The sequence below is a fragment of the Bradyrhizobium septentrionale genome, assembly GCF_011516645.4.
GTDB classification, from domain to species: domain Bacteria; phylum Pseudomonadota; class Alphaproteobacteria; order Rhizobiales; family Xanthobacteraceae; genus Bradyrhizobium; species Bradyrhizobium septentrionale.
Window position 1 is genome coordinate 1,377,435 of the sequence record NZ_CP088285.1, and the last position, 22,833, is coordinate 1,400,267.

The following is a 22,833-nucleotide window of genomic DNA, read 5'->3' on the forward strand; positions in this document are numbered from 1 at the left end:
GCCTTACTCAATCTCTTATTGTTTTAACGTCCTTTGACAACTGGAGAGAGATATGGCCCTTTACGCGCAGACTGTCGGCACCCTGTCCACCAACTCCTCGACCTTCACGCCGATGCAAGGCCTCACCCTGACGATCCCCGAGGGCGTCGGCACCACCGCGATCGTCATCCTCAACGTTCCAATGCCATACGCGACCGGCACCGATACTCCGGGCGGCACGTTCGGCATCGCCCTCAATGGTGCAGTCTCGACGGTCACGGCGAGCTTTACCTACAACGACCCGGCCCCGGCCAGCACGGGCCGCATCCCGACGACGCTGGTCGTCGGCATCCCGCTCGGCAACGCTGCCCAGACCGTCCAGGCCGTCTGGTACGGCGTTCGCGGCAGCACCGTGATCATCGACAGCCCGGCGACGCTGACCGCGATCATCTAAGCCTGATCCGGGCGAGCGCCACGCGTTAGCGCACGCCCCGAGCGTGAACGTGGCGCGACGGCAGGCTGACCTCGGCCAGCTTGACGGCGTCTTCTTCCCGGTCGATCGCGACATATTCGCCGTGCCAGTACGCCAGCGCGGCGGTTCGCTCCGAGGTGATCACGTCGAGCACGCGACCGATGACGATCGCGTGCGAATGCCGTTCGATGATCTCCTCGACCTCGCAATCAACAGCCGCCAGCGCGCCGACCAGCAGCGGAACGCCGGAGGCGCGGGTCGTCCATTCGGCGCCCGCAAAGCGGTCCGCACCCTTGAGGCCGCCCTTGCCGGTGAAACGCTCGGCGATGTCGAGCTGATCGGCGGTGAGGATGTTGACGCCGAACACGCCATGGCGGGCGATCAGCGGCCATGAGGAGGCGGCGCGGTTGATGCTGACGATCAGCGACGGCGGCTCGACCGACAGCGACGACACCGAGGTCACCGTCATCCCCGAGATTTCTTTGCCGCGACCGGCCGTGATGACGCTGACGCCGCCGGTGAGATGGCGCATCGCGCCGCGGAATTCAGCGGCCGCCACCGCGGGCTCGATCGAAACATTGCGGACGACGGAATTCATGGCGACCTCACAGGGTGTCTTCGCTGCCTTCGAGCAGATGCTTCAGGATCTCGCCTTCCAGCGCGGCGAGTTCGGCCGAACCGCGCCGGCGCGGCCGCGGCAGGTCGATCGTGACGTCCTGCGCGATGCGGCCATCCTCGATCACCAGCACGCGGTCGGCGAGCGCGACCGCCTCGGCGACGTCATGCGTCACCAGGATCGCGGTAAAGCCCTGGTCGCGCCAGACGCGCTCCAGCAATTGCTGCATCGAGATCCGGGTCAGCGCATCGAGCGCGCCGAGCGGCTCGTCGAACGCCAGCACGCGCGGCTGGCTGACCAGCGCGCGCGCCAGCGCCACGCGCTGCTTCTGGCCGCCCGAGAGCACCGACGGCCACTGCCCGCGCTTGTCGCCGAGGCCGACCTCGACCAGAGCGTGCTCGGCGCGTGCCTGCGCGTCGGCGGAGGAGCGCTCCCGTCCCAGACCCACTTCGACATTGGACAGCACCCGCGCCCAGGGCAGCAGACGCGGCTCCTGGAACATGACGCGGACGTCCTGCGCCCGCGGCTGTTCGCCAAAGGCGATGCTGCCTGCCGTCGGCGCGTCGAGGCCGGCGATCAGGCGCAGCAGCGTGCTCTTGCCGCAGCCGCTGCGGCCGACGATCGCGACGAACTGGCCGGCCGGGATGTGCAGGTCGATGCCGCGCAGCACCTCATTGTCGCCGAACGCCTTGCGCAGGCCGCGAATGGTCAGCGACAGGCCGCGGGTCGCAGCTTCCGATCCGCGCCGGAGCTGCCGTGCCTGCACGACGATATCGGCGCGGTCGACCGGCTCGGCGTCGACGGGCTGGAAACGAAGCGCTTCTTGCATTCTCATTCTCACTTCTTCTGGAAGGCGGGATGCCAGGACAGCGTCAGCCGCTCCAGCGCCCGCGAGGCACTGTCGGCGAGCTTGCCGAGCAAGGCGTAGATCAGGATCGAGAGCACGACGACGTCGATCAGCATGAACTCGCGCGCCTGCATTGCCATGTAGCCGAGGCCCGACGAGGCCGCGATGGTCTCGGCGACGATCAGCGTCAACCACATGATGCCGAGCGCGAAGCGCAGGCCGACGAAGATCGAGGGCAGCGCGCCAGGGAAGATCACCCGGCGGAACAGCTCGCCGTCGCTCATGCCGTAGATGCGGCCCATCTCGATCAGCTGCGGGTCGACGGTGCGGATGCCGTGCAGTGTGTTGAGATAGATCGGGAAGAACACGCCGAGCGCGACCAGGAACAGTTTTGCCGACTCGTCGATGCCGAACCACAGGATGACCAGGGGAATCAGCGCCAGATGCGGGATGTTGCGCACCATCTGCAGCGTGGTGTCGGTGAGCTTCGCCGACAGCTGCGACAGCCCATTGGCGAGCCCGAAGGCGAAGCCGATGCTGCCGCCGATCACAAATCCGATCGAGGCGCGCCAGAAGCTGACCCAGATGTTGCGGACGAGTTCACCTGACAGCAGCAGCTTCCATCCCGCCAGTGCGACGTCGGACGGCGCCGGCAGCACGCGCGAGGGAACGAAACCGGTGACGCAGGCCAGCTGCCAGACCAGGATGATGGCGAGCGGCACGATCCAGGGGATCAGGCCGTCAACCTTCGGCAGTTTCGGTGCGCTGACGCGCGGGAGACTGTCTATCAAGCTCATGATTGCGATGCCTGCTTCTGCGGACGGTAGTAATTGCCGATGGTCTCGCCGAACGGCCCGGTGTTGACGCGGATCGGCGTTACGTTGCCGGGTTGCGCCAGCGACAGCAGCGGGAACACCAGCTCGGCGAAGCGATAGGCTTCCTCGAGATGCGGGTAGCCCGACATGATGAAGGTATCGACGCCGATGTCCTGATACTCCTTGATGCGCGCGGCGACCGTCTGGGGATCGCCGACCAGCGCAGTGCCGGCCCCGCCGCGCACCAGGCCGACGCCGGCCCAGAGGTTCGGGCTGATCTCGAGCTGGTCGCGCTGGCCACCATGCAGCTGCGCCATGCGCTGCTGGCCGACCGAGTCCATCCGGGCAAAGATCTTCTGGGCGGCCGCCACCGTGTCGTCGGTGACGTACTGGATCAGCTCGTCGGCGGCGCGCCACGCCTCGGCGTTGGTCTCGCGCACGATGACATGCAGGCGGATGCCGAATGAGAGCTTGCGGCCGCGCTGCGCCGCCACCGCCTTCACCTTGGCGATCTTCTCGGCGACCTGCGCCGGCGGCTCGCCCCAGGTCAAATATTTGTCGACGGTGTCGACCGCGACGTCGATGCCGGCATCCGACGAGCCGCCGAAATAGAGCGGCGGCCGCGGCGATTGCACCGGATTGAACAGCAGGCGGCCGTCCTCGATCCTGATGTGCTTGCCCTCGACATTGACGGTCTTGCCGGCCAAGAGATCGCTGTAGACGTTGAGGAACTCGCGCGTCACGGCGTAGCGTTCGTCATGGTCGAGGAAGATGCCGTCGCCCTTGTTCTCGATCGGATCGCCGCCGGTGACGACATTGATCAGGAGACGGCCGTTCGACAGCCGGTCCAGCGTCGCGGTCATGCGGGCGGCGACGCTCGGCGATTGCAGGCCGGGCCGGACCGCCACGAGATAACGCAGGCGCTCGGTCCAGGGCGCGACGGCTGACGCCACCACCCAGGAGTCTTCGCAGCTCCGCCCCGTCGGCAGCAGCACGCCGTAATAGCCGAGCTGATCCGCGGCCTGCGCAATCTGGCGCAGATAGTTGAAGTTCACCTCGCGGCCGCCGATCGCCGTTCCGAGGTAGCGGCTGTCGCCGTGGGTCGGCAGGAACCAGAGGATGTTGGCGTTGGTTGCGGTGCTCACGTGCCCGGTCTCCATGCGACGTCGGAAATCTTGATTTGTTTCGGGATCAGGCCGAGCGCGAAGAACGTGTCGGCTACCTGCTGCTGATCCGCGACCACGCTGTCGGTGACCGGCTTGATGCCGTAGGACTGCCGCTTCAGCGCGACCTCAACCACCGGCACCGACAGGCCGATGCTCGGCGCCAGCTGTTCAGCAACGGCGTGGATATCGCCCTTGGCCCAGTCATCGACCTCGCTGAGCTGCGCCAGCACCAGCTCGACGATCTTCGGGTCGCTCTGCAGGAACTGCTTCGAGGCAAAGTAGAACTGATAGTTCGCGACGACGCCGGTGCCGTCGGCCAACGTGCGGGCGCCGGTCGCAGCCTCCGCCGCGGCCTGGAACGGATCCCAGATCACCCAGGCATCGACCGCGCCGCGCTCGAACGCCGCGCGCGCATCGGCGGGCGCGAGATAGGCGACCTCGACGTCGGAATATTTCACGCCGGCTTTCTCCAGCGCCTTCACCAGCAAATAGTGGACGTTGGAGCCCTTGTTCAGCGCGACCTTCTTGCCCTTCAGCTCCGCCACCGACTTGATCGGGCTGTCCTTCGGCACCAGGATCGCCTCGCCCTTCGGCGCCGGCGGCTCATAGGCGACATACTGGATCGGCGCCCCTGCGGCCTGCGCGAAGATCGGCGGCGCCTCGCCGGTGTTGCCGAAATCGATCGCGCCGACATTGAGCGCTTCGAGCAGCGGCGGCCCCGAAGGAAACTCGGTCCAGACGACCTTGTAGCCGACCGATTTCAGCTTCTCCTCGAGCGAGCCCTTGCTCTTCAGCAGCACCAGCTTGCCGTATTTCTGGAAGCCGATGCGGACGACCTTGTCCTGGCCGTAGGAAACGCCGACGCTGGCTGCGACGATGCCGACCGACAGCACCGCGCGGGCGATCCAGCGTCGAAATAAACGCGTCATGGGAATGACCTCTGCATTTGAATTGACCAAGGAATTGACCAAGGAGCGATCAAGTCTGGGGATTGCGCCAGACGATGTCGCGGATCGCGATCTGCTTCGGGATCAGGCCGAGCTTGAAGAAGCGGTCGGCGACGCCCTGCTGGGTCACGATGATGTCGTCGGTGACAGGCCCGACCGAGAAGCCGGCCCGCCGCGCCGCGATGGTCTGGATGTCGAGCGGCACGCCGGTGACGGCAGCGAGGGATTTCGCGACCTCATCGGGATGCGCCTGCGCCCACGCCGCCGACGACGTCGTGACATCGACGATCTGCTGCAGGAGTGCGCCGTGATTTCGGGCGAAGTCGCGGTTGGCGATGTAGAACGAGTTGGTCTTGGTGATGTCGCGGGTCTTGACCAGAATGCGGCCGTTCTGCTTGGTCTCGGCGATCGCGAAATACGGATCCCAGATCGCCCAGGCGTCGATGCCGCCATTGGCAAAAGCCGGGCCGGCGTCGGGGGGCGTCAGATAGACCGGCGTGATGTCGCCATAGGTCAGCCCGGCTTTCTCCAGCGTCTGGATCACGACGTTATGCGCGCTGGATCCCTTGGTGAAGCCGACGCGCTTGCCCTTGAGATCGGCGATGCCTGTGATTGCCGAATTCTGCGGCACCAGGATGCCTGAACCATTGATGATCGGCTGGGCCGCGGCATAGACGATGGCCGCGCCCGCGGCCTGGGCGAAGATCGGCGGGGAATCGCCGACGGCGCCGTAATCGACGCTGCCGACATTCATCGCTTCCATCATCGGCGGGCCCGAGGAGAACTCGACCCATTTCACGCTGATGCTCTGCGGCTTGAAATGATTTTCCAGGGCTTCACGCTGGCGCGTGATAACGAGCACGCCGTTCTTCTGGTAGCCGATACGAATTTCCTTCGCGTCCGCCTGGGCCTGCGCACCCCGTGACAGCGCGGCAGCGGCGGCTGTGACGAGCGACAGCTGGAGGAACTCACGACGCTTCATTCCAAAACTCTCCTGACGATCAAGCGCGTTTCTCAACACGCGATCATGCGTTGTCAGGATGATGGGGCGCGCGAATGAAGCTGTCGAGCACCGCACAAAAATAGCGATGCCCGCACTTCGGTGCAGGCATCGCGCGGGTCGTTTCTTTTAAGGCGTAGATCGCGCGTAGCGAATTATTTTCCTCACGAGATCGCGAGGTCGCTTCACAACAATCGATCAGCCCGCGGCGGCAGTCTTCGGCGCGACATTGACCGCGAGTTTACCGTAGCGGTCCGAGAACGCCTGGGTGTCGATCTCCTCGAGCTGGATCGCACCACTCAACACGCCCTTCTTCCAGGCATCGTGCTCCGGATCGTGCTGGAACTCCGGCATCACTTCCTTGCCGAACAGCTCGAGCGACTCGCAGATGTGCTCATGGGTGTTCTTGCCGGCCTGGTTGAGCAGGATCACCTGGTCGATATGCGAGGCGCGGAAGCGCCGCAGCTTCTTGGCGATCGTCTCCGGCGAGCCGATCAGGCCGCCGCGCAGCGCAGCCTCCTGCGCCTCCGGATTCTCGCGCTTCCACTTGTTGTACTCGTCCCACATGTTGACGGTGCCGGGCGCCGGCCGCTGCCGGTTCAGCGCCTGGCCGTAATAGCGCAGTGCGAACTGGAAGAAGGTCGCGCCATCGGCGCGCTTGCGGGCTTCCTCGTCGGTCTCGGCGCACATGAAGAACGAGACCAGCGCCATGTTCGGATTGATCTCGTAGTCGGCAAGCTTCTTCAGCCGCTTGGTGATCGCGTTGTAATAGGCATGCACCCAGGCATGCGCCGCCTCGGCGCTGACGAACTGGAAGCCGAGCGCGCCAAATCCGTTCTGCCCGGCGCGCTCGATGGTCGGCAATTGCGAGCAGGCCATCCAGAGCGGCGGATGCGGCTTCTGCACCGGCTTCGGCACGACGTTGCGCAGCGGGATGTCGAAATATTTGCCGTGATGCTCGGTGCCGATCTTGGTGAACATTGGGAAGATCGCTGCGACAGCCTCCTCGAACACCTCGCGCTTGGTCTCCATGTCGCGGCCGAACGGCGTCAGCTCGGTGATCGAGGCGCTCTCGCCCATGCCAAACTCGCAGCGGCCGTTGGAGAGCAGGTCGAGCACCGCGACCCGCTCGGCGACACGGGCGGGATGATTGGTGGTGAGCTGGAAGATGCCGTGGCCGAGCCGGATGTTCCTGGTGCGCTGGCTCGCGGCGGCGAGGAAGGATTCCGGCGCCGGCGAATGCGAATATTCCTCGAGGAAATGATGCTCCACGACCCAGGCATAGTCGTAGCCGAGCCGGTCGGCGGTCTCGAGCTGCGTCAGCGCGTTCTGGTAGAGGCGGAGTTCGTCGCCGTCGTTCCAGGGGCGCGGCAGTTGCAGCTCGTAAAAGATTCCGAATTTCATGGCCTCACTCCCAAGGTCGCGCTCCCGACCACTTGTTGTGGTCCCGACCGCTTGTTGTTTTCGGTCAGTCTAGTGGCGGCGCGACCCAAGTCCAGCCTCGGGGGCGAAACTCCAATTCCGTGCAGCGGGAGATAGCTTGATCGGAACGCATGAATGTTTAGCTTGTGTTGCGTTGAGTCGCGGCGTTATCGGTCGCGCGCTCATTCCTCCGAAAGCCACATGACAACCTTTACGCCGCACCAGGACTCCGCGCTGAAAGCCGTCGCCGACTGGCTGAAAGCCAAGCCCGGCCAGGGTGGAACGCCGCCGGTGTTCCGGCTGTTCGGCTATGCCGGAACCGGCAAGACCACGCTCGCCCGCCACATCGCGGAAGGTGTCGATGGCGAGGTGAAATTCGCGGCCTTCACCGGCAAGGCGGCGCTGGTGATGCGCAACAAGGGCTGCGACAGCGCCTCCACGATCCATTCCCTGATCTATCGCGCCCGCGAGTCCGGGGTCGAGCAGCCGAGCTTCGAGCTGTGGGACGACGCGCCGGCCTCGAAGGCCAAGCTGATCGTGATCGACGAATGCTCGATGGTCGATGCCGAGCTCGGCCGCGATTTGATGTCGTTCGACTGCCCGCTGCTGGTGCTCGGCGATCCCGCGCAATTGCCGCCGATCCAGGGCGGCGGCTTCTTCACCGATGCCGAGCCGGACGCGATGCTGACCGAGGTGCACCGCCAGGCCCAGGACGATCCGATCGTGCGGATGTCGATGGACATCCGCGAGGGCCGCGAGCTCGAGATCGGCCGCCACGGCGAGAGCGAGGTGGTGTCGCGCAAGGAGCTCGATCCGGACCGCGTGATGCGCGCCGACCAGGTGCTGGTCGGCCGCAACAACACCCGCCGCGCCTACAACATGCGGGTGCGGCAGCGGCAGAACATCGAGGATCCGCTCCCGGTTGCCGGCGACAAGCTGGTCTGCCTGCGCAACAACCGCAAGAAGGGCCTGTTCAACGGCGGGCTGTGGCGGGTCAAGGCACGGGCGCAGTCGAAATCGAAGATCATCACCATGCGCGTGATGCCGGATGAAGATTTCGGCTACAAGGTCACAAAAGTCTCGGTGCGCGGCGAATGCTTCGACGGCGGCGTCGAGGGCGTGCCGTGGGAGCAGCGCAAGCCCTATGACGAGTTCGACTACGGCTATGTGCTGACCGTGCACAAGTCGCAGGGCTCGCAATGGGACGACGTCGTGCTGTTCGACGAGAGCTTTGCGTTCCAGGATTCGCGCGCGCGGTGGCTGTATACGGGCATCACGCGGGCCGCGAAGCGGCTGAGCATTGTGGTGTGACGCCCTATCCACCGTCATTGCGAGCGGAGCGAAGCAATCCATCATCCCGCTTGTCGAGACATCGATTGCTTCGTCGCTATCGCTCCTCGCAATGACGAGATGACGATTTCGCCGCGACGCAGTAGAAGTCCTCGTGGGGCGGCCGCCCTCCTAAGGTGTTGCCCGACCGGCATTTGCCTCACGAAACCGTGTGGCCGGCGGCGTAACAAAACGCGCCCTCACCCGTATTTTGAAGCGTCGGAGCAGCCCGGCCCGATTTGCGAATGCCGGCTGCCGCTCTAGACTGGCCCCCAATTGCGATCCCACGAGGAACCCATGCCCAGCTCCCTCAGCCGCCTCTCGCTTTGCGCCGCCGCGATCGGCGCGCTGGCCGTCGCCGCTTTTGCCGTTGCGCCCTCGCTCGCCGCCGAGGACGCCGTGATCATCCCGCCGCCCACGGCGAGCGCGCCGGAGGCTGGCATCAAAACCGCGGTGCTCGCCGGCGGCTGCTTCTGGGGTGTGCAGGGCGTGTTCCAGCACACCGCCGGCATCGTCAGCGCGGTGTCCGGCTACTCCGGCGGCAGCAAGGCGAACGCCGACTATGAGAAGGTGTCGACCGGCACCACCGGCCACGCGGAATCGGTCGAGATCAAATACGACCCGCAGAAGATCTCCTACGGCAAGATCCTGCAGATCTTCTTCTCGGTGGTGCACGACCCGACCCAGCTGAACCGCCAGGGCCCCGATTCCGGCACGCAATATCGCTCGGCGATCTTCACCACCAGCGACGAGCAGAAGCAGGTCGCGGACGCCTATATCGCCCAGCTCAACGCGGCCAAGGTCTACAAGAAGCCGATCGTCACCAAGGTCGGCGCGCTGGAGGCGTTCTATCCGGCGGAGGGCTACCACCAGGACTACCTGACGCTGCACCCGACCCAGCCCTATATTGCCTATAACGACATCCCGAAAGTCGAGAACCTGAAGAAGATCTTCGCGGAGAACTACATCGAGAAGCCGACGCTGGTGAGCAGCACCAAGGCCACCAACTAGGCATCTCGCAAAGGAGGTTGAATGTCCGACACCAAAACCGACGGCAAGGTTCACAAGAGCGAGGCCGAGTGGCGCAAGGAATTGACGCCGATGCAGTATGCGGTGCTGCGGGAAAAGGCGACCGAGCGTCCCTTCACCGGCGAATACGAGCATGATCCGCGCAAGGGCACTTATGTCTGCGCCGGCTGCGGGCAGACGCTGTTCGAATCCGACCAGAAGTTCGACTCCGGCTGCGGCTGGCCGAGCTTCTCCAAGCCGGCGATCGAGAGCCATGTCGACGAGGAGCGCGACGTCAGCCACGGCATGATCCGCACCGAGGTGCTGTGCTCGAAATGCGACGGCCATCTCGGCCACGTCTTCAACGATGGCCCCGGCCCGACCGGCCTGCGCTACTGCATCAACTCGGCGGCGCTGAAGCTGGACGAGAAGAAGTAACGCGGCAGCCAGTACCGCTCGTCATGCGCGGGCTCGACCCGCGCATCCATCAAGGAATGAGTCTTTCCTCACGATGGATTGCCGGGTCAAGCCCGGCAATGACGGCAGTGGGGTTCGGCAAATATCCCGCCCTCACGTCGAACAATTTCTCCACCCCGCGCGACCAAGAACCGGTCGCGCGGGGTTTGTTTTGGCCGCAGCGGTCTTGGCGCGCCTGAACATGAGGAAATGTTGATGTCACGGATTCCAGGAAAGCTTTTGTTGGGTCTCGGCCTTGCCAGCCTGATCATGGGGAGCACGTTAAGCATGCCTGCGTTCGCCGCCGACAAGATCTCGCTGTTCAAGGTCATCACCTCAAAGGACGAAATCGTCATCGGCCTGACCGATGCCGATCTCGCGCAGGTCGAGGGCCAGAATGCCGGCGGCATCGCCAAGATGCTGGTCGCCAAGGGCTCGATGAGCGTCTGGCAATACGCCGTGCACAAGTCGGCCCGGCGATCTCGAACAGGCGCCGCTGCACAAGATCGGCCTGATCGCCAGCGACTCGCTGCGGGTCGAGCCCTATCCGACCCCGCTGAAGGTGCTGCCGATCGACGAAGGCAAGAAGTGACGGCGAAGCCGTCATCCCGGGGCAGTCCGCAGGACTGAACCCGGGATCTCGAGATTCCGGGTTCGATGCTGCGCATCGCCCCGGAATGACGACCGAAGTTAACGACTCGCGGGCCGGAATGTGCTTTGCTCCGAATTCGCGGGGCCGTCGGCGTCTCGCCGTGCGGCTGCCGCCTGTTCTGAGGAGGGCGCCATGTCGCTCGGACTGATCCTCATCATCCTCCTGCTGATTATCCTCCTAGGCGGCTATAGCGGCCGGATCCGCGGCTATGGCTACGGCCTCGGCCACTCCGGAATGGGCCTTTTCGGGGTGATTTTGATCGTGGTCGCGATCCTGACCTGGCTCGACAAGATATGAACCCTTTAAGGCATTGAAATAAAAGGGATTACTTGGCTCGACCGCGTGCTATGCGCGGATTCAGCATGTGCCTTGCCGGAGCCGCTTCTGGGGTCGCATTTTTGTCAAAGAGGCCTATATTAGGGGTCGAAATGACACGTACGGCGGGCCGCCGATGGTAGGCCGCCGTCCCCAAAATCCCTTTCGCCGCATCGCGCCAAGAACACAAGAGGTCGTCGACCATGCGTCCCCTGCGTCCGTTCAACTACAACACGTCTGCCGAGCTGTTTCCTGCCGCCATCCGCAAGAAGAAGCGGGCTGGTTTCGCCTATCGCCGTTTCGGCACTGCCGCCGAAGCCGTGCGCTTTGCGATGGAAGAGCTGCCGGCGGATTCGCTGAACGGCGCCTATCTGCAGGTCGAGGAAGCCCGTTTCGACCAGAACGGCATCCGCTCGCTGTATGAGAGCGAAGGCTTCCCGCTGCCGCGTCGTCCGCGCCCCGCCGCCAGCCAGACCGACGCCGACGCCGACGCCGCGTAGCCTTTCCGCTCCTCCTAAAACGAAAAGCCCTCGGACCGATCCGGGGGCTTTTGTTTTGAGGAGTAATTTATCTGCGCATAATCTGATCGGAAAACCGCCGCACACTTTTCCGGATTATGCGCGCCTCGGCTGCTTGTCGAGCCAGCGCCGCAGCATCCGCACATTGCGGATATTGGCGCGGAACATGACGTCGAACGCATCGCCCGCCACCGGCACCATGCCGATCACACCGTCGACCGCGACATTGGCGAGCATCCGCGCCGTGATGTGCCAGGGCGCGCCCAGCAAGCGGGCCTCGCGCACCAGCCACAGCGAGATCGCAGTGGTGATGATGTCGCCGACCACGGGGATCAGGCCGATCAGCCCGTCGATGCCGTAACGAACATTGGTGCCCGGCACGATGAAGGCGACGTCGAGCAGCTTTGCGATCATCTCCAGCCGCGCCAGCCGCTCTTCGCGCGTCAGATTGTCGAACGGGTTGGCGCTGGCGTTGCGGAAGTCGAACTGGAAACCCTCGAACTGCGGATGCAGCGTGGCGTCGGAGAATTCGCGTCCGTCCTGGTCGATGACCTTGCCGCGCGCCTGCGCCCCGCCGAAAGGCGGCCGCGATCGCGCAGCGTGGGGCATGAAAATGTCATCCTCGGGCATGGCCATCACATGGTAACGCAGGCAAGCGGTTCAAGTTGCGTCACATTACCACTGTGTCACGTTTGAGGCTCCGTCACGTTCACGGCCGCATCAAGCACCGCGCGCTGAAGCGGCGGCGGAAGCAGCGGTTTTCGATCGCCTTGCTCAGTCGACGACCTTGTTCATGGTTCTGAGTCGGTGGGCCAGCGTCCTCATCACCTTCAGGGCAAAATGCGGCGTCTGGCTGACGAGGAAGAGAAACTGCTTTTCCGAGACCGGGACGAGCTCGACGTCGGTGAGAGCTGTAGCGGTCGCGCTCCTTGGCTCGTTGTCGATCAACGCCATTTCGCCAAAGATCGTATCGGCCGGCAGGTCCGCGACGGTCTTGTTGCCGACCTGAATGCGCACGTAGCCGCTCTTGATCACGAAGAGCTCGTTGGCTTGCTCGCCCTCGCGAAAAATGATGCCTCCGGCCCGGACCAGCCGCGTTTCGATACTGTTGCCCGTCAGAAGGCTAAAGCTTGCATCTACCACTATTGAACCCTTTCCCCGAAGCTGGACGCAGGTCTCGTACATCCCGGTCGTCTGCGGCTGCGGCTAAAACAAATGCGAGAAAACAAAACACGGCAGGCCCGAGATCAGCATCGCCATCGGCAAGGTCAGGACCGAGGCCATGGACGCGCTCGTCGATCGCCCCCTCACAACCGCGGGTCATGAGGACGATGTGGACGTGTGACATTGGGACTACATTTGGATGACGACGATATGACAGTTGTGTGAAGGACCCGCGCCCGGCTCGCGAACCGGCGCCTGGTGCACCGATAAGATTTACCGTAGTGGTGCAATCTGTTGCTCGCCGCGCGCTCAACCCGGCTGCCTTGTCCGATTGCGACGCGCTCATTTCGCCGCTCGGTCCCGAGCCGTCGATCACGCCGAAGCCGGCGACCTCCGCCTTCCCGTTGCAGGCTGTCGTTTGTGAGTACGAGTGCGTGTGCTAATGCTGGGCTGCCGTGGTCGCCGGCTGGTAGAGTTCTTCGGCATATTTGTGCGCCAGCCAGGACGTGATCACGCCGGGGATGAAGCCGACCAGCCCGTAGAGGATGAACTGCACCGCACCGCTCTCGGAGCCGTGCGAGGCGTACATCAGCGCCGCGCCGACGAATGCCACCGCGCCTACGATCAGCATCCGCACCGTTGGCGCGATCCGCCTGACATGCATCAGGATGTCGTCGATCGCCCCGAACATCAGCGACGGCACGATGCCGAACAGATAATTGTACTGCAGCGACTTCACGAACACGGCGAGCAGCTTCGCCACCTCGCCGCCATTGGTCTCGGTCCAGTAGCCGGACTGATAGGTGGTCATGAGCAGCAGCAGGAAGCCGCCGATGAACGGCCCGATGGCTGCGAAGATCAGATAGCGTTTCATGGCGTGCCCTTGCCCGACGTCAGGCGAGTGTAACGTAGTCGCGCGGCGGTGCTAGAGAAAATCGAAAACGCCCGGCAATGTTCCGGCGCTCTGCACGTCGAATGCGCTGCAACAACAGGCGGCCGCCGCGATGTCGCTGCGGTACGGAATCGCCCGGACGGGGCCAGGCGATGACATCGTGAGTGCCGAGGTAGCGCTAACGCCGCTACTCGCCCCACGCTGCAAACGCGTCGTTGAAGGCCCGCTCGCCGGGGGCGCCCTTTTCGATCGCGATGATGGCGCGGCGCTGGTTGGTGTAGACCAGCGGCACGTCGAACCACGAGCGCTCCTTGAGCAGCTGCAGATTGCGCGAGCGGTCGGCGTCGACGTTGGAGAGGCCGACCAGGAAGAAGCCGTCGGTGACCTTGACCGCGAGCCCGGCCAACGGCGTGCCGCGGGCCTGCTCGTTGGACTTCATCAGGATGCCCGGCACGTTGCCGACCCCGCCATTGGCGAAGTCCTGCGGCAGGATGAAGGTCAATTCCGCGGTATGGCTCGCCGGCAGCGATGAATCGGTGTTGCGGCGGAACGACATCGTCATCTTGAACTTGCGGTCGGGGATGTCGATGTCGGCGCGCACGGCGATGTCGGGCTTCTGGTTGCCGGAGCCCTTGACCTGCTCGGTGCGCCAGACCACCGAGCCGACATATTGCTTGCCCTTCGGATCCGACGGGTCCTCGTCATAGAGCACCACGCGCTGCGCCACCGGAGCGACCGGCTCGCCCGACGACGAAGGCTGGCCGACGCGGTCGGTAATCTTCTTGCTCGCAGGCGTCGACGCGGCATCCTTCGGCGCCTCGACCGGTGCGGAGGATTTGAACAAAGTGCTGACATAGGTGAGCGCCGGCTTGCCCCAGAGGATGCCGGCGCCGACCAGGATCAGCAGAATGCCGATCGCGATCGCGGTCTTGAACGGGAACATCGATCGGACGCGCGGCGGCTTGCTCGGCTCGCGCTCGCCATTGCCGATGCGCGACCGTTGCGGCGGCGGCCCCTGCGGCGGCTGCGGGGCGTAGCGCTCCGCCTCCTCGACCGACTCCTCATAGGAATACGGCGCGTCGGGATCGGCGCCGCGGTTCTCCAGGCTCGGCTCGAGCCGGTCGAATTCCGGCGAGGGCGACGGCACGTTGGCGTAGGTCTTGCGCGCGTTGCGGCTGGCCTGCGCCGCGGCACGACCGAGATCGTCGGCGTCGGCGGTGATGTCGCGGAAGCCGCGCACGCCTGGGGCGGCCGGCGGCACCGGCGGCTGCGCGCCTTCCGGACCGCGGCGCGGCGGACCCGACCGGGCCTGTGGCGGCTGGGTATCGAGGCCTGGCGGGGTGTTAGGGGGAATCTGCGGGTTCTGCGGACGCGACGGAACCGGCGGCGCATCGGGGCGCAAATTGCGCGGCGGGCGGGGTTCGGCCGGGGGCCGCGGGCGCGCGGCAGCGTCGGCGGAATTGGGCTCAGGCGGCCGGGGATTGGCGCGGCGCAGCGCATCGCTGCTGCGGGCGGGGGCGCCGCCACCGGGGCGGGAGGCCTCGCGGGCGCGCTGCGCGGCCTCGGATTCGACCTTGCGAACCGCCTCTTCCAGCGACAGCCGTTCGCGGGTGATCTCGGACTCCGAGAGCGGCGGCTGCACGCCACGGAGTTGCTGGATCAACGCCGTCCGCGCCCGCGCGTACAGCGCGCGGCGGGCTTCGCCGGGAGCGTTGGGGTCCAGTCCGGCGATGGCACGGGCGATCAGCGGGTAGTAGTCAGCCATTTCCACACAATTGGTGGGATATAGGTAATATCCCGTTAAGCCTCGAACGGATTCTGTACCAGAATAGTATCTTCACGCTCCGGGCTGGTGGACAGCAGGGTGACCGGGCACCCCACCAGTTCCTCGACCCGGCGAACGTATTTGATGGCCTGGGCCGGCAGGTCCGCCCAGGACCGCGCATTGGCGGTCGGCTGCTTCCAGCCCTCGATGATCTCGTAGATCGGCTCGACCCGGGCCTGCGCACCCTCGCCCGCCGGCAGATGGTCGATCTCCCTGCCATCGAGCTTGTAGCCGATGCAGACCTTGATGCTATCGAACCCGTCGAGAATATCGAGTTTGGTCAGCGCCAGCCCGGCAATTCCGCAGGTACGGACAGTCTGTCGCACCAGCATGGCGTCGAACCAGCCGACCCGGCGCTTTCGCCCGGTGTTGACGCCGAATTCCTTGCCGCGGCGGCCGATTTCCTCACCGATCTCGTCGTTCAGCTCGGTCGGGAACGGACCCTGGCCGACGCGGGTGGTGTAGGCCTTGCAGATGCCCAAGACATAGCCGACCGCGCCCGGGCCCATTCCGGTGCCGGTCGCGGCCTGCGCCGCCACCGTGTTGGACGACGTCACATAGGGATAGGTGCCGTGGTCGACGTCGAGCAGCGCGCCCTGCGCGCCCTCGAACAGGATGCGCTTGCCCTCGCGGCGCTTGAGGTCGAGCAGCCGCCACACCGTCTCGGCATAGGGCAAAAGCTTCGGCGCCAACGCCGTCAGCTCGGCCAGGATGCCCTTGCCGTCGATCTCCTCCAGATTGTGGCCGCGGCGCAGCGCATTGTGATGCGCCAGCAGCCGTTCGATCTTGTGCGGCAGGGTGTCGAGGTCGGCGAGGTCCATCAGGCGGATGGCGCGGCGGCCGACCTTGTCCTCATAGGCCGGGCCGATGCCGCGGCGGGTGGTGCCGATCGAGGTGATGGCGTTGCCGGATTCGCGCAGGGAGTCGAGTTCGCGATGCAGCGGCAGGATCAGCGTGACGTTCTCGGCGATGCGCAGATTGTCCGGCCCGACCGCAACGCCCTGCCCCTTCAGCTTGGCGACCTCGTCGAGGAAGGCCTGCGGGTCGAACACCACGCCATTGCCGATCACCGCCAGCTTGTTCGGCCGCAGGACGCCGGACGGCAGCAGCGCCAGCTTGTAGGTCTCACCATTGATCACGAGCGTATGGCCGGCATTGTGGCCGCCCTGGAAGCGCACGACGATGTCGGCCTGTTCCGACAGCCAGTCGACGATCTTGCCCTTCCCTTCGTCACCCCATTGGGCGCCGACGACGACAACATTGGCCATTTCGAAGATGTTCCCTTCAGGTGTTTCAAACCATGATCGCGGCGAAAACGCGTCCGCCCACAGCGATCCTGCATGATATGCCCAGCCCAAATCACGGCGCCCGGCCGCGCGCACGCAAGGCGCCTACCGGATAAAGGAAGCGGCCCGGCTTCGCAAGCAAGAAGGGGGTCGTTCATGCCTTTTAGACGAGCGACAACCCTTTGATATCCCCTAAAAATTCCACCCTGTGCGCGGCGGCGCCGCCCTGGCCGGAATTTAATGTTGGCGCGGCCCGGTGCGACACGATCGGCCGATTGATCGCAGCCGCCATTGCGGCGATCATTCAGCCGGATTAACCGGCAGGGTCCATGCCCAATTCGACACCAGCAACCATGGCGCTGCGGAAGCTAGGCCTTGCCTTCAAGCTCCACACCTACGTCTACGATTCCAGTGCCGAGAGCATCGGGCTGCAGGCGGCGGAGGCGCTCGGCGTCGAGCCGAACCGGATGCTGAAGACGCTGATGGCCGAGGTCGACGGCAAGCCGGTGTGCGCCGTGGTGCCGTCCGACTGCGAGGTCAGCATGAAGAAGCTCGCCGCAGCCCTCGGCGGCAAGTCGGCCAAAATGATGCGCCCGGCCGATGCCGAGCGGCTGACCGGCTACCATGTCGGCGGCATCAGCCCGTTCGGCCAGAAGAAGCGGGTGCCGACCGCGATCGACGAGAGCGCCCTCACCCACATCACCGTGTTCGTCAATGGCGGCCAGCGCGGCCTGCAGATCGAGATCGATCCGAACGACGCCGCGCTCGCCGCCGGCGCCATGATGAAGGCGCTGGTGGCGACGCAAGACTAGCGCGGGATGACTTTTCTTCGAAACGTCGTCCCGCTCTATCTCTTTGTCTTGAGCATGATCTTTTTCGCTTGATAACGCTCTGATGCGATCAATGCGGGGATTTGTCCCTGCCGAACTCGGCGCCAACGAGGTCGGACAGGCCGGACAATTCCTCTGCCGAAATATCGTTGACGTTGAGCCGGAGCTGCATGATCGCGAGGTCGAGCAAATGTGCCGCAAAGGTTGCGCCGGCCGCCCTCACGATGCTGCGCTGCTCGATCAACACCGTGATGACGTCGCGCAAACTGCGCACTTGCACTTGATCCATCGCCCTCTGCCCGATGCTGGCCGTTGTGATGTGTGTTGTCATTGGGATACCGATTGTAATGTGCTGATGGACGCCGTGGCGGCGGACGGAATGTAGGGCAGGTGCTGCGCTTCCTCGCCCAGGCGCAGGATGCGCGAGGGCATTTCGCGGACTTCGATGTCGATCGTCATGGGCGGCGGAATCAGCGTCACCGACGCTTTCGGCCACGGCGCCGGATTTGGCGTGACGGCGGTGAAGCGATAGGCGGCGGCGATCTCGAGCGCGAGCAATTGCAGCTCCAGCATCGCAACCCCCATCCCGGCGCAGGCGCGCGGACCGGCACCGAACGGGATGTAGGCATCGGTGTTGTAGCGCCGCGTCATCAGGAAGCGGTCGGGATCCTCGAAATGGCGGGGATCACGCTGCAATTGCCAGGGGCAGATCAACAGCGAGGTGCCGACCTTGAGGTCGTGCCCGCCGATCGTCACCGGCTGCATCACCTCACGCGAGAACCACCACGCGCTGGGATAGAGCCGGCAGACCTCCTTGACCAGCGTCGCGCTCAGATTGGCGCGCTTCACCGCGTCTAGTCGCAGCTCGCCGTCGTCGCCCAGGCACTCCGCGGCCTCGTCGGCGATGTCGTCCATCAGCGCGGGATCGGCGGCCATGTGGTAGAACATCCATGCCGCAGTCGAACCTGTGGTGTGATGGCCGGCCAGCAGCAATGTCAGGATCTCGTCCTCGAGATCGCGATCACTCAGACCGAGCGCCTCGAGATCGCGCAGCGCGCTGCTCGAGCCCGCCTTGCGGCGCAGCCGCTGCACCACCGTCGACATGGCAAGCTTGGCACAGACCCGGTTCTTGCGGCGGCGGTACCACGCCACCGGACCGAACGGCAACGCGCGGAACATCTCCTCCGCCAGATCGTCCTCGATTGCGCCGACGGCCTGGACCAGGGCTTCCTCGTCGCCAGACGACATCACCTGGGAGCCGAAGATCGCGACGCAGATCGTCCGCAGCGCCAGCATCGCGGTGACGTGGTGCGGATCGAACGATCCGAGCCGCGCCAGGCTGGCGCCGACCGCGCGGATCTCGGCACACATATGCGGCAGGAATTTCTCGACGCTGCCTTTGGCCATGTGCTTCTGCAGCACCGCCCGCCGCCGCTTGTGCTCCTCGCCGCTCAGCATCAGCGAGCTGCGGCCGAGCACCGGCGTCAGCTTCTTGATCAGCTTGCCCTTTCCGATGTCGGTCTCCGGCGCCTTGAGGATCGGGCGCAGCAGATCGGGATCGTTCACCAGGAAGACCGGCGCAGGACCGAGCCGCAACGGCACCAGCCCCCGCTCCGCTTCGTTGCCGCGCGTCAGCAACAGACGCAGCGGATCATGCTGGAATGCTCGAACGTCCGAGAACATGTGAAGCATCGTGGATCTCCAATTGCCGTCCAAGGTCGAGGAATTTGGTCAGGCCGGGATTGTCGGCGAGACCTAGCGGGATTTCTCCGGCGAGCGCCGTCAGCGGGCGGCCCATGCGATCATTGCCGATCACCTGCGGCGGGCCGTAGCGCCGGGTGCGGATGTCCATGCGGGTGAGAAAACGCTCATAGGAGAGGTCGGCCAGCGCCACGAGCGCCTTCGCTCCGCGCAGCTCGGCGAAGCGGAACATCAGCGCGTAGTTCACGCGCGCAGTCTGCGACCTCGCGACACCAGGCAGCACGCCGAAACGGCTGATCTCCCAGGCGTCGCGGCGACTCGGAAAGCGGCGCACCGCAAGCTGCGGGAACACCGACTTGGTGAGATAGGGATAATCGGTGCGGATCGCCCGGAAGCCGCCGACGAGCTCGACGCCGGAGAACAACAGGCAGTGCTCGGTATACCAGCAGTCGAACTGATCGCGTTCGACATCCCCGACCGTGGTCAGAAGCCAGCCGCAATGGTCGACGAACAGCCGCTTGCGCAGCCGCAACATCGCCCCGACATGCGCCGGATCAAGCTCTTCCCTGGTGATGAGTGCATGAAAGCCGTCCAATGAATGCGGCATTATCCTTTCCTCCAAATGCGGAACATCTGGAACAAAAGGGGCCAACTGTGGTACCCCCGGAAACCGGGGGTTTTAGTCAATGGGCCTGGTAGACGCGATTTCGACCATCGAGGCGTCAGATACCATCGACGAGCTCAGCTCGTCATTGCATCGCATTGTCCAGAACTACGGCTTCTCGGGCTTCGCCTTTGTCGATGCCGGCCGGCCCGACCTTGATCTGCCCTACCATATCGGCACATTTCCCGACGCCTGGAAGCGAGCGTATGTGCAGAACGAGTTCGTGCATGCCGATCCGGCGCTGGCGCGCTCGCGACGCACCAACACGCCATTCAGCTGGAGCAGCCTGAAGCTGCCGGAGCGAAGCGGACACAAGCGGGCGCCCGAGGTCAAAACGATGGATGCCGCCCGGGAGTTCGGATTCAAGGACGGCTTCGTCGTGCCGTTCCACTATCGCGACCGGCTCGGCGCCGTGCATTCGAGCTCGACGGTGTTTTTCTGGCAAGACCAGCCGCGCGATTTCGACAAGCTGTTCGTCTGCCATCGGCATGAACTGCATCTGTTGATGATCTACTGGGTGCAGCGGGCGATGGACATCGTCAACCGCGACCAGCGCAACGCGCCGACCATCCTGCGGCCCGCCGACGCCGCCGAGACGATCAAGCTCACCGCCCGCGAAAAGGAAGTGATGGCCTGGGCGGCGCGCGGCAAGACCGTGGTCGACACCGCGCAGATCCTCGGCATCTCGCCGGAGACGGTGGAAGGCTTCATCAAGCAGGCGCTGCGCAAGCTCGAGGCGTCCAACAAGACGCACGGGGTGGCGAAGAGCATTGCGCTCGGGATCATCGACCTGTGAGCGGCGCCGCGCGGCCATCGCAGCGTGCTCAGGGCTGCTGCCGCGCCCACCGCATCGCCCCGCGAACAGCAAACGCGGCAATATGTGGCAAGGTCACATATCCGGGTTGGGTTCGCCATACGCGTCGCCCCCTGATTGCATTCGCGGACGGTCTTGATAGAAAAGCGAAGGCCGGATGACGCGGATGCGAGCATCTCAGGCCACGAGGTGCGCGGGCCGCGCGATTGGGCGGCTGAAGTCCAGGTACGGATCGTCCTGCGCGTCGCCCGGTTCGGTGGGACCATTTGTCCATCCGAATGATCCGCCGAAGTCCCATTGCGGCGCGCTGGTCATTTGCCGGCAGCCTTCGTCGACGAATTGCTGTCCACAGTTATTGCCGGAGATGATCTGAACGCACCATGAGCACATCGCAGGACGACCAGATCGACCAACTGGTGCAGGCGCGCTGGCGCGAGATCGGGCTGTCGCAGGCTGATCTCGCCGAGATCCTGTGCGCGGGCGCCTCGCTGCAAAAGAACGGCGTGAGCGGCACGGTGAAAATCGATACCGGCCGTCTGGCGAGCGTCGCCGAGATGCTCGGAATCGCCGCCGACATCCTCAATCGGCGGAGCGCAACCACCGCGCCGGCACAAGGCGGCGGCCACACCGCGGAATCGCTGCAGTCGCTGCTCGAACTGCGCATGCTGCGGGTGTTCCGCGAGGTGCAGGATCCCGACACCAAGCGGATCCTGATCGAGCTCGCCGAGCAGATCGTCAAGCGCCAGACGACGCCGCCGGAGCGCGGTTAGAGGCTTGCGGCGGCCAGCGGAGCGGCGTGGCGAAACCGCCATCGTCCGCCGCGAAAGGGGCCTTCGCGCATGGTCGCGATGCGTCCATCCCCATTGATGGATCGGCGGAATCCGTGTCTGTGACAGGGGCCGGGGAGATCCATACCGGCCCGGCGATGCCAGCCGGGCAGGCCGCGGCGTCGTGAACCCGGGCCTGTCGCATGTCTGCCTCCGATTCCACCACCACGCCTGCGTCCGGCTCCTGGATCGCCAACCAGCCGTATCTTTTGCTCTGCATCACCGCGATGTGCTGGGCCGGCAATGCGATCGTCGGCCGGCTCGCCGCCGGCCACATTCCGCCGGTGACGCTGTCGTTCCTGCGCTGGTCGGCGGCGTTCCTGATCATCCTGCCGTTCGCCTGGAAGCACCTCGCCCGCGACTGGCCCGCGATCCGCAAGAATCTCGGCATCATGATGCTGCTGTCGATCACCGGCATCAGCGCCTTCAACACGCTGCAATACTGGGCGCTCGAGCACACCCAGGCGCTCAACACGCTGCTGCTGCAATCCGCGGCGCCGCTCGTGGTCGCGCTGTGGTCGCTGATCCTGCTCGGCACGCGGCTGACGCTGGCGCAGTTGCTCGGCGTCTCGCTGTCGCTGTGCGGCGTGCTGGTGATCCTGCTGCATGGCGACCTCACGACGCTGTCGAAGATCGACTTCAACAAGGGCGACCTGATCTTCACCGTCGCGCTGGTGATCTTCGCGCTGTATTCGGTGCTGACCTTGAAGCGGCCCAACATCCACGGCCTGTCGGTCGCGGCCTTCACCTTCGGCTGCGGCGCGCTGTTCCTGGTCCCGTTCTTCATCTGGGAACTCGGCGCGCGTCCGGTGATGCAGCTCACCACCAACAACCTGCTGTCGCTGTTCTATGTCGCGGTGTTCCCCTCGACGCTGGCCTATCTGTGCTTCAACCGCGGGGTGCAGCTGATCGGCGCCAACCGCGCCGCGCCGTTCTTCCACATGGTTCCGGTGTTCGGCACCATCATGTCGATCGTGTTCATCGGCGAGCATCCGCAGGCCTTCCATTTCATCGGCTTCGCGCTGGTCTTGGCCGGCGTCTTCGCGGCGTCGCGGAAGCAGTCGGCGGCGTGAGTCCTGGCGGCGAGCATCTCTCCGTTCCCTCTCCCCGTTCTTACGGGAAGAGGGTCAGGGTGAGGGGCTCGCTCCGCAATGACGGAGCGAGATGAATGCGCTGAGACTCCCCCTCACCCGGATCGCATTCCGCTGCGCTGCATGCGATCCGACCTCTCCCCGCAGGCGGGGCGAGGTAAAGGAAGGCGTGCGGTGACTATCGGCGGCAAATCCGC

27 protein-coding genes are annotated in these 22,833 nt (G+C 64.9%); 11 read left to right on the plus strand and 16 right to left on the minus strand.

Annotation, left to right across the window (positions count from 1 at the left end):
• Nucleotides 1-52: 52 nt before the first annotated feature.
• Nucleotides 53-433: a hypothetical protein gene (locus HAP48_RS08440; protein WP_166214146.1), complete on the plus strand. Its 381-nt coding sequence runs from the start codon at nt 53-55 to the stop codon at nt 431-433.
• A 25-nt stretch (nt 434-458) separates the two neighbouring features.
• On the opposite strand, the gene HAP48_RS08445 is transcribed toward HAP48_RS08440, so the two are convergent.
• The 7 genes from HAP48_RS08445 to HAP48_RS08475 all read right to left on the minus strand — a co-directional run bounded on the left by HAP48_RS08445 (nt 459) and on the right by HAP48_RS08475 (nt 7,246).
• Nucleotides 459-1,049 carry a flavin reductase family protein gene (locus tag HAP48_RS08445; protein ID WP_166214145.1) on the minus strand — a complete coding sequence of 197 codons (591 nt, stop codon included), beginning with the start codon at nt 1,047-1,049 and terminating at the stop codon, nt 459-461.
• 7 nt (nt 1,050-1,056) lie between these two features.
• Nucleotides 1,057-1,896, minus strand: a complete 840-nt coding sequence (locus HAP48_RS08450; RefSeq protein ID WP_166216726.1) for an ATP-binding cassette domain-containing protein — start codon at nt 1,894-1,896, stop codon at nt 1,057-1,059.
• An 8-nt stretch (nt 1,897-1,904) separates the two neighbouring features.
• Nucleotides 1,905-2,711, minus strand: coding sequence for an aliphatic sulfonate ABC transporter permease SsuC (gene ssuC / locus HAP48_RS08455; RefSeq protein ID WP_166214144.1), 807 nt, complete (start codon nt 2,709-2,711; stop codon nt 1,905-1,907).
• Nucleotides 2,708-3,889: an FMNH2-dependent alkanesulfonate monooxygenase gene (gene ssuD, locus HAP48_RS08460; protein ID WP_166214143.1), complete on the minus strand. Its 1,182-nt coding sequence runs from the start codon at nt 3,887-3,889 to the stop codon at nt 2,708-2,710. The genes ssuC and ssuD overlap by 4 nt, the downstream gene beginning before the upstream one ends.
• Entirely contained in the window at nt 3,871-4,824 is a 954-nt protein-coding gene (locus HAP48_RS08465; protein WP_166214142.1) for a sulfonate ABC transporter substrate-binding protein, read from the minus strand. Before HAP48_RS08465 ends, ssuD begins: the two co-directional genes overlap by 19 nt.
• A gap of 49 nt (nt 4,825-4,873) precedes the next feature.
• Nucleotides 4,874-5,824, minus strand: coding sequence for a sulfonate ABC transporter substrate-binding protein (locus HAP48_RS08470; RefSeq protein WP_166214141.1), 951 nt, complete (start codon nt 5,822-5,824; stop codon nt 4,874-4,876).
• Nucleotides 5,825-6,040: 216 nt separating this feature from the next.
• Nucleotides 6,041-7,246: an LLM class flavin-dependent oxidoreductase gene (locus HAP48_RS08475; protein WP_166214140.1), complete on the minus strand. Its 1,206-nt coding sequence runs from the start codon at nt 7,244-7,246 to the stop codon at nt 6,041-6,043.
• Between the two features lie 219 nt (nt 7,247-7,465).
• On the opposite strand from HAP48_RS08475, the gene HAP48_RS08480 reads away from it, so the two are divergent.
• From HAP48_RS08480 to HAP48_RS08505, 6 genes are all read left to right on the plus strand, one after another.
• Nucleotides 7,466-8,575 carry an ATP-dependent DNA helicase gene (locus tag HAP48_RS08480; protein ID WP_166214139.1) on the plus strand — a complete coding sequence of 370 codons (1,110 nt, stop codon included), beginning with the start codon at nt 7,466-7,468 and terminating at the stop codon, nt 8,573-8,575.
• A gap of 315 nt (nt 8,576-8,890) precedes the next feature.
• On the plus strand, nt 8,891-9,604 hold the full coding sequence (gene msrA, locus HAP48_RS08485) for a peptide-methionine (S)-S-oxide reductase MsrA (RefSeq protein WP_166214138.1): 714 nt from the start codon (nt 8,891-8,893) through the stop codon (nt 9,602-9,604).
• 21 nt (nt 9,605-9,625) lie between these two features.
• A complete protein-coding gene (msrB, locus tag HAP48_RS08490) occupies nt 9,626-10,039 on the plus strand; it encodes a peptide-methionine (R)-S-oxide reductase MsrB (protein WP_166214137.1) in 414 nt (137 codons plus the stop codon).
• 234 nt (nt 10,040-10,273) lie between these two features.
• A complete protein-coding gene (locus HAP48_RS08495; RefSeq protein ID WP_224496972.1) occupies nt 10,274-10,687 on the plus strand; it encodes a hypothetical protein in 414 nt (137 codons plus the stop codon).
• A gap of 154 nt (nt 10,688-10,841) precedes the next feature.
• Nucleotides 10,842-11,006: a DUF3309 family protein gene (locus HAP48_RS08500; RefSeq protein WP_166214136.1), complete on the plus strand. Its 165-nt coding sequence runs from the start codon at nt 10,842-10,844 to the stop codon at nt 11,004-11,006.
• A 221-nt stretch (nt 11,007-11,227) separates the two neighbouring features.
• Nucleotides 11,228-11,524, plus strand: coding sequence for a hypothetical protein (locus HAP48_RS08505; RefSeq protein ID WP_166214135.1), 297 nt, complete (start codon nt 11,228-11,230; stop codon nt 11,522-11,524).
• A 114-nt stretch (nt 11,525-11,638) separates the two neighbouring features.
• Here HAP48_RS08505 and HAP48_RS08510 read toward each other — a convergent pair whose 3' ends face one another.
• The 6 genes from HAP48_RS08510 to HAP48_RS49965 form a co-directional block, all read right to left on the minus strand.
• The gene (locus HAP48_RS08510) at nt 11,639-12,178 is read right to left on the minus strand and encodes a DUF4112 domain-containing protein (protein ID WP_166214134.1); all 540 of its coding nucleotides are present in this window, start codon (nt 12,176-12,178) and stop codon (nt 11,639-11,641) included.
• Nucleotides 12,179-12,316: 138 nt separating this feature from the next.
• Nucleotides 12,317-12,727, minus strand: a complete 411-nt coding sequence (locus tag HAP48_RS08515; RefSeq protein WP_224496973.1) for a Crp/Fnr family transcriptional regulator — start codon at nt 12,725-12,727, stop codon at nt 12,317-12,319.
• A gap of 418 nt (nt 12,728-13,145) precedes the next feature.
• Complete coding sequence (locus HAP48_RS08520) at nt 13,146-13,580, minus strand: DUF5413 family protein (protein WP_166214133.1); 435 nt, start codon at nt 13,578-13,580, stop codon at nt 13,146-13,148.
• Nucleotides 13,581-13,785: 205 nt separating this feature from the next.
• Nucleotides 13,786-15,363: a hypothetical protein gene (locus HAP48_RS08525; RefSeq protein ID WP_166214132.1), complete on the minus strand. Its 1,578-nt coding sequence runs from the start codon at nt 15,361-15,363 to the stop codon at nt 13,786-13,788.
• Nucleotides 15,364-15,398: 35 nt separating this feature from the next.
• Complete coding sequence (locus HAP48_RS08530; protein WP_166214131.1) at nt 15,399-16,691, minus strand: adenylosuccinate synthase; 1,293 nt, start codon at nt 16,689-16,691, stop codon at nt 15,399-15,401.
• A gap of 181 nt (nt 16,692-16,872) precedes the next feature.
• Nucleotides 16,873-17,001: a hypothetical protein gene (locus HAP48_RS49965; protein ID WP_275949034.1), complete on the minus strand. Its 129-nt coding sequence runs from the start codon at nt 16,999-17,001 to the stop codon at nt 16,873-16,875.
• Nucleotides 17,002-17,038: 37 nt separating this feature from the next.
• Between HAP48_RS49965 and ybaK the strand changes: the two genes are divergently transcribed.
• Nucleotides 17,039-17,521, plus strand: coding sequence for a Cys-tRNA(Pro) deacylase (ybaK, locus tag HAP48_RS08535; RefSeq protein ID WP_166214130.1), 483 nt, complete (start codon nt 17,039-17,041; stop codon nt 17,519-17,521).
• Nucleotides 17,522-17,609: 88 nt separating this feature from the next.
• Here the strand turns inward: ybaK and HAP48_RS08540 are convergent, their stop codons facing one another.
• The 3 genes from HAP48_RS08540 to HAP48_RS08550 are packed head-to-tail and all read right to left on the minus strand — an operon-like array spanning nt 17,610 to nt 19,847.
• The gene (locus HAP48_RS08540; protein ID WP_166214129.1) at nt 17,610-17,828 is read right to left on the minus strand and encodes a hypothetical protein; all 219 of its coding nucleotides are present in this window, start codon (nt 17,826-17,828) and stop codon (nt 17,610-17,612) included.
• Nucleotides 17,829-17,866: 38 nt separating this feature from the next.
• Complete coding sequence (locus HAP48_RS08545; protein WP_224496974.1) at nt 17,867-19,231, minus strand: cytochrome P450; 1,365 nt, start codon at nt 19,229-19,231, stop codon at nt 17,867-17,869.
• Nucleotides 19,191-19,847 (minus strand): acyl-homoserine-lactone synthase, encoded by a 657-nt coding sequence (locus HAP48_RS08550; RefSeq protein ID WP_166214128.1) that lies wholly within the window; start codon nt 19,845-19,847, stop codon nt 19,191-19,193. The genes HAP48_RS08545 and HAP48_RS08550 overlap by 41 nt, the downstream gene beginning before the upstream one ends.
• A 79-nt stretch (nt 19,848-19,926) precedes the next feature.
• Between HAP48_RS08550 and HAP48_RS08555 the strand changes: the two genes are divergently transcribed.
• The 3 genes from HAP48_RS08555 to HAP48_RS08565 all read left to right on the plus strand — a co-directional run bounded on the left by HAP48_RS08555 (nt 19,927) and on the right by HAP48_RS08565 (nt 22,618).
• A complete protein-coding gene (locus tag HAP48_RS08555; RefSeq protein ID WP_166214127.1) occupies nt 19,927-20,700 on the plus strand; it encodes a helix-turn-helix transcriptional regulator in 774 nt (257 codons plus the stop codon).
• Between the two features lie 398 nt (nt 20,701-21,098).
• Nucleotides 21,099-21,488 carry a hypothetical protein gene (locus HAP48_RS08560; RefSeq protein ID WP_166214126.1) on the plus strand — a complete coding sequence of 130 codons (390 nt, stop codon included), beginning with the start codon at nt 21,099-21,101 and terminating at the stop codon, nt 21,486-21,488.
• A 200-nt stretch (nt 21,489-21,688) separates the two neighbouring features.
• Nucleotides 21,689-22,618 (plus strand): DMT family transporter, encoded by a 930-nt coding sequence (locus HAP48_RS08565; protein WP_166214125.1) that lies wholly within the window; start codon nt 21,689-21,691, stop codon nt 22,616-22,618.
• Nucleotides 22,619-22,833: the final 215 nt, after the last annotated feature.

What these genes read in the sequence shown, in the direction of transcription:
- HAP48_RS08440 (WP_166214146.1), top strand. Translation starts at nt 53, where the DNA reads ATGGCCCTTTACGCGCAGACTGTCGGCACCCTGTCCACCAACTCCTCG.
- HAP48_RS08445 (WP_166214145.1), bottom strand. Translation starts at nt 1,049, where the DNA reads ATGAATTCCGTCGTCCGCAATGTTTCGATCGAGCCCGCGGTGGCGGCC.
- HAP48_RS08450 (WP_166216726.1), bottom strand. Translation starts at nt 1,896, where the DNA reads ATGCAAGAAGCGCTTCGTTTCCAGCCCGTCGACGCCGAGCCGGTCGAC.
- ssuC (WP_166214144.1), bottom strand. Translation starts at nt 2,711, where the DNA reads ATGAGCTTGATAGACAGTCTCCCGCGCGTCAGCGCACCGAAACTGCCG.
- ssuD (WP_166214143.1), bottom strand. Translation starts at nt 3,889, where the DNA reads ATGGAGACCGGGCACGTGAGCACCGCAACCAACGCCAACATCCTCTGG.
- HAP48_RS08465 (WP_166214142.1), bottom strand. Translation starts at nt 4,824, where the DNA reads ATGACGCGTTTATTTCGACGCTGGATCGCCCGCGCGGTGCTGTCGGTC.
- HAP48_RS08470 (WP_166214141.1), bottom strand. Translation starts at nt 5,824, where the DNA reads ATGAAGCGTCGTGAGTTCCTCCAGCTGTCGCTCGTCACAGCCGCCGCT.
- HAP48_RS08475 (WP_166214140.1), bottom strand. Translation starts at nt 7,246, where the DNA reads ATGAAATTCGGAATCTTTTACGAGCTGCAACTGCCGCGCCCCTGGAAC.
- HAP48_RS08480 (WP_166214139.1), top strand. Translation starts at nt 7,466, where the DNA reads ATGACAACCTTTACGCCGCACCAGGACTCCGCGCTGAAAGCCGTCGCC.
- msrA (WP_166214138.1), top strand. Translation starts at nt 8,891, where the DNA reads ATGCCCAGCTCCCTCAGCCGCCTCTCGCTTTGCGCCGCCGCGATCGGC.
- msrB (WP_166214137.1), top strand. Translation starts at nt 9,626, where the DNA reads ATGTCCGACACCAAAACCGACGGCAAGGTTCACAAGAGCGAGGCCGAG.
- HAP48_RS08495 (WP_224496972.1), top strand. Translation starts at nt 10,274, where the DNA reads ATGTCACGGATTCCAGGAAAGCTTTTGTTGGGTCTCGGCCTTGCCAGC.
- HAP48_RS08500 (WP_166214136.1), top strand. Translation starts at nt 10,842, where the DNA reads ATGTCGCTCGGACTGATCCTCATCATCCTCCTGCTGATTATCCTCCTA.
- HAP48_RS08505 (WP_166214135.1), top strand. Translation starts at nt 11,228, where the DNA reads ATGCGTCCCCTGCGTCCGTTCAACTACAACACGTCTGCCGAGCTGTTT.
- HAP48_RS08510 (WP_166214134.1), bottom strand. Translation starts at nt 12,178, where the DNA reads ATGGCCATGCCCGAGGATGACATTTTCATGCCCCACGCTGCGCGATCG.
- HAP48_RS08515 (WP_224496973.1), bottom strand. Translation starts at nt 12,727, where the DNA reads ATGTACGAGACCTGCGTCCAGCTTCGGGGAAAGGGTTCAATAGTGGTA.
- HAP48_RS08520 (WP_166214133.1), bottom strand. Translation starts at nt 13,580, where the DNA reads ATGAAACGCTATCTGATCTTCGCAGCCATCGGGCCGTTCATCGGCGGC.
- HAP48_RS08525 (WP_166214132.1), bottom strand. Translation starts at nt 15,363, where the DNA reads ATGGCTGACTACTACCCGCTGATCGCCCGTGCCATCGCCGGACTGGAC.
- HAP48_RS08530 (WP_166214131.1), bottom strand. Translation starts at nt 16,691, where the DNA reads ATGGCCAATGTTGTCGTCGTCGGCGCCCAATGGGGTGACGAAGGGAAG.
- HAP48_RS49965 (WP_275949034.1), bottom strand. Translation starts at nt 17,001, where the DNA reads ATGGCGGCTGCGATCAATCGGCCGATCGTGTCGCACCGGGCCGCGCCA.
- ybaK (WP_166214130.1), top strand. Translation starts at nt 17,039, where the DNA reads ATGCCCAATTCGACACCAGCAACCATGGCGCTGCGGAAGCTAGGCCTT.
- HAP48_RS08540 (WP_166214129.1), bottom strand. Translation starts at nt 17,828, where the DNA reads ATGGATCAAGTGCAAGTGCGCAGTTTGCGCGACGTCATCACGGTGTTG.
- HAP48_RS08545 (WP_224496974.1), bottom strand. Translation starts at nt 19,231, where the DNA reads ATGCTTCACATGTTCTCGGACGTTCGAGCATTCCAGCATGATCCGCTG.
- HAP48_RS08550 (WP_166214128.1), bottom strand. Translation starts at nt 19,847, where the DNA reads ATGCCGCATTCATTGGACGGCTTTCATGCACTCATCACCAGGGAAGAG.
- HAP48_RS08555 (WP_166214127.1), top strand. Translation starts at nt 19,927, where the DNA reads ATGGGCCTGGTAGACGCGATTTCGACCATCGAGGCGTCAGATACCATC.
- HAP48_RS08560 (WP_166214126.1), top strand. Translation starts at nt 21,099, where the DNA reads ATGAGCACATCGCAGGACGACCAGATCGACCAACTGGTGCAGGCGCGC.
- HAP48_RS08565 (WP_166214125.1), top strand. Translation starts at nt 21,689, where the DNA reads ATGTCTGCCTCCGATTCCACCACCACGCCTGCGTCCGGCTCCTGGATC.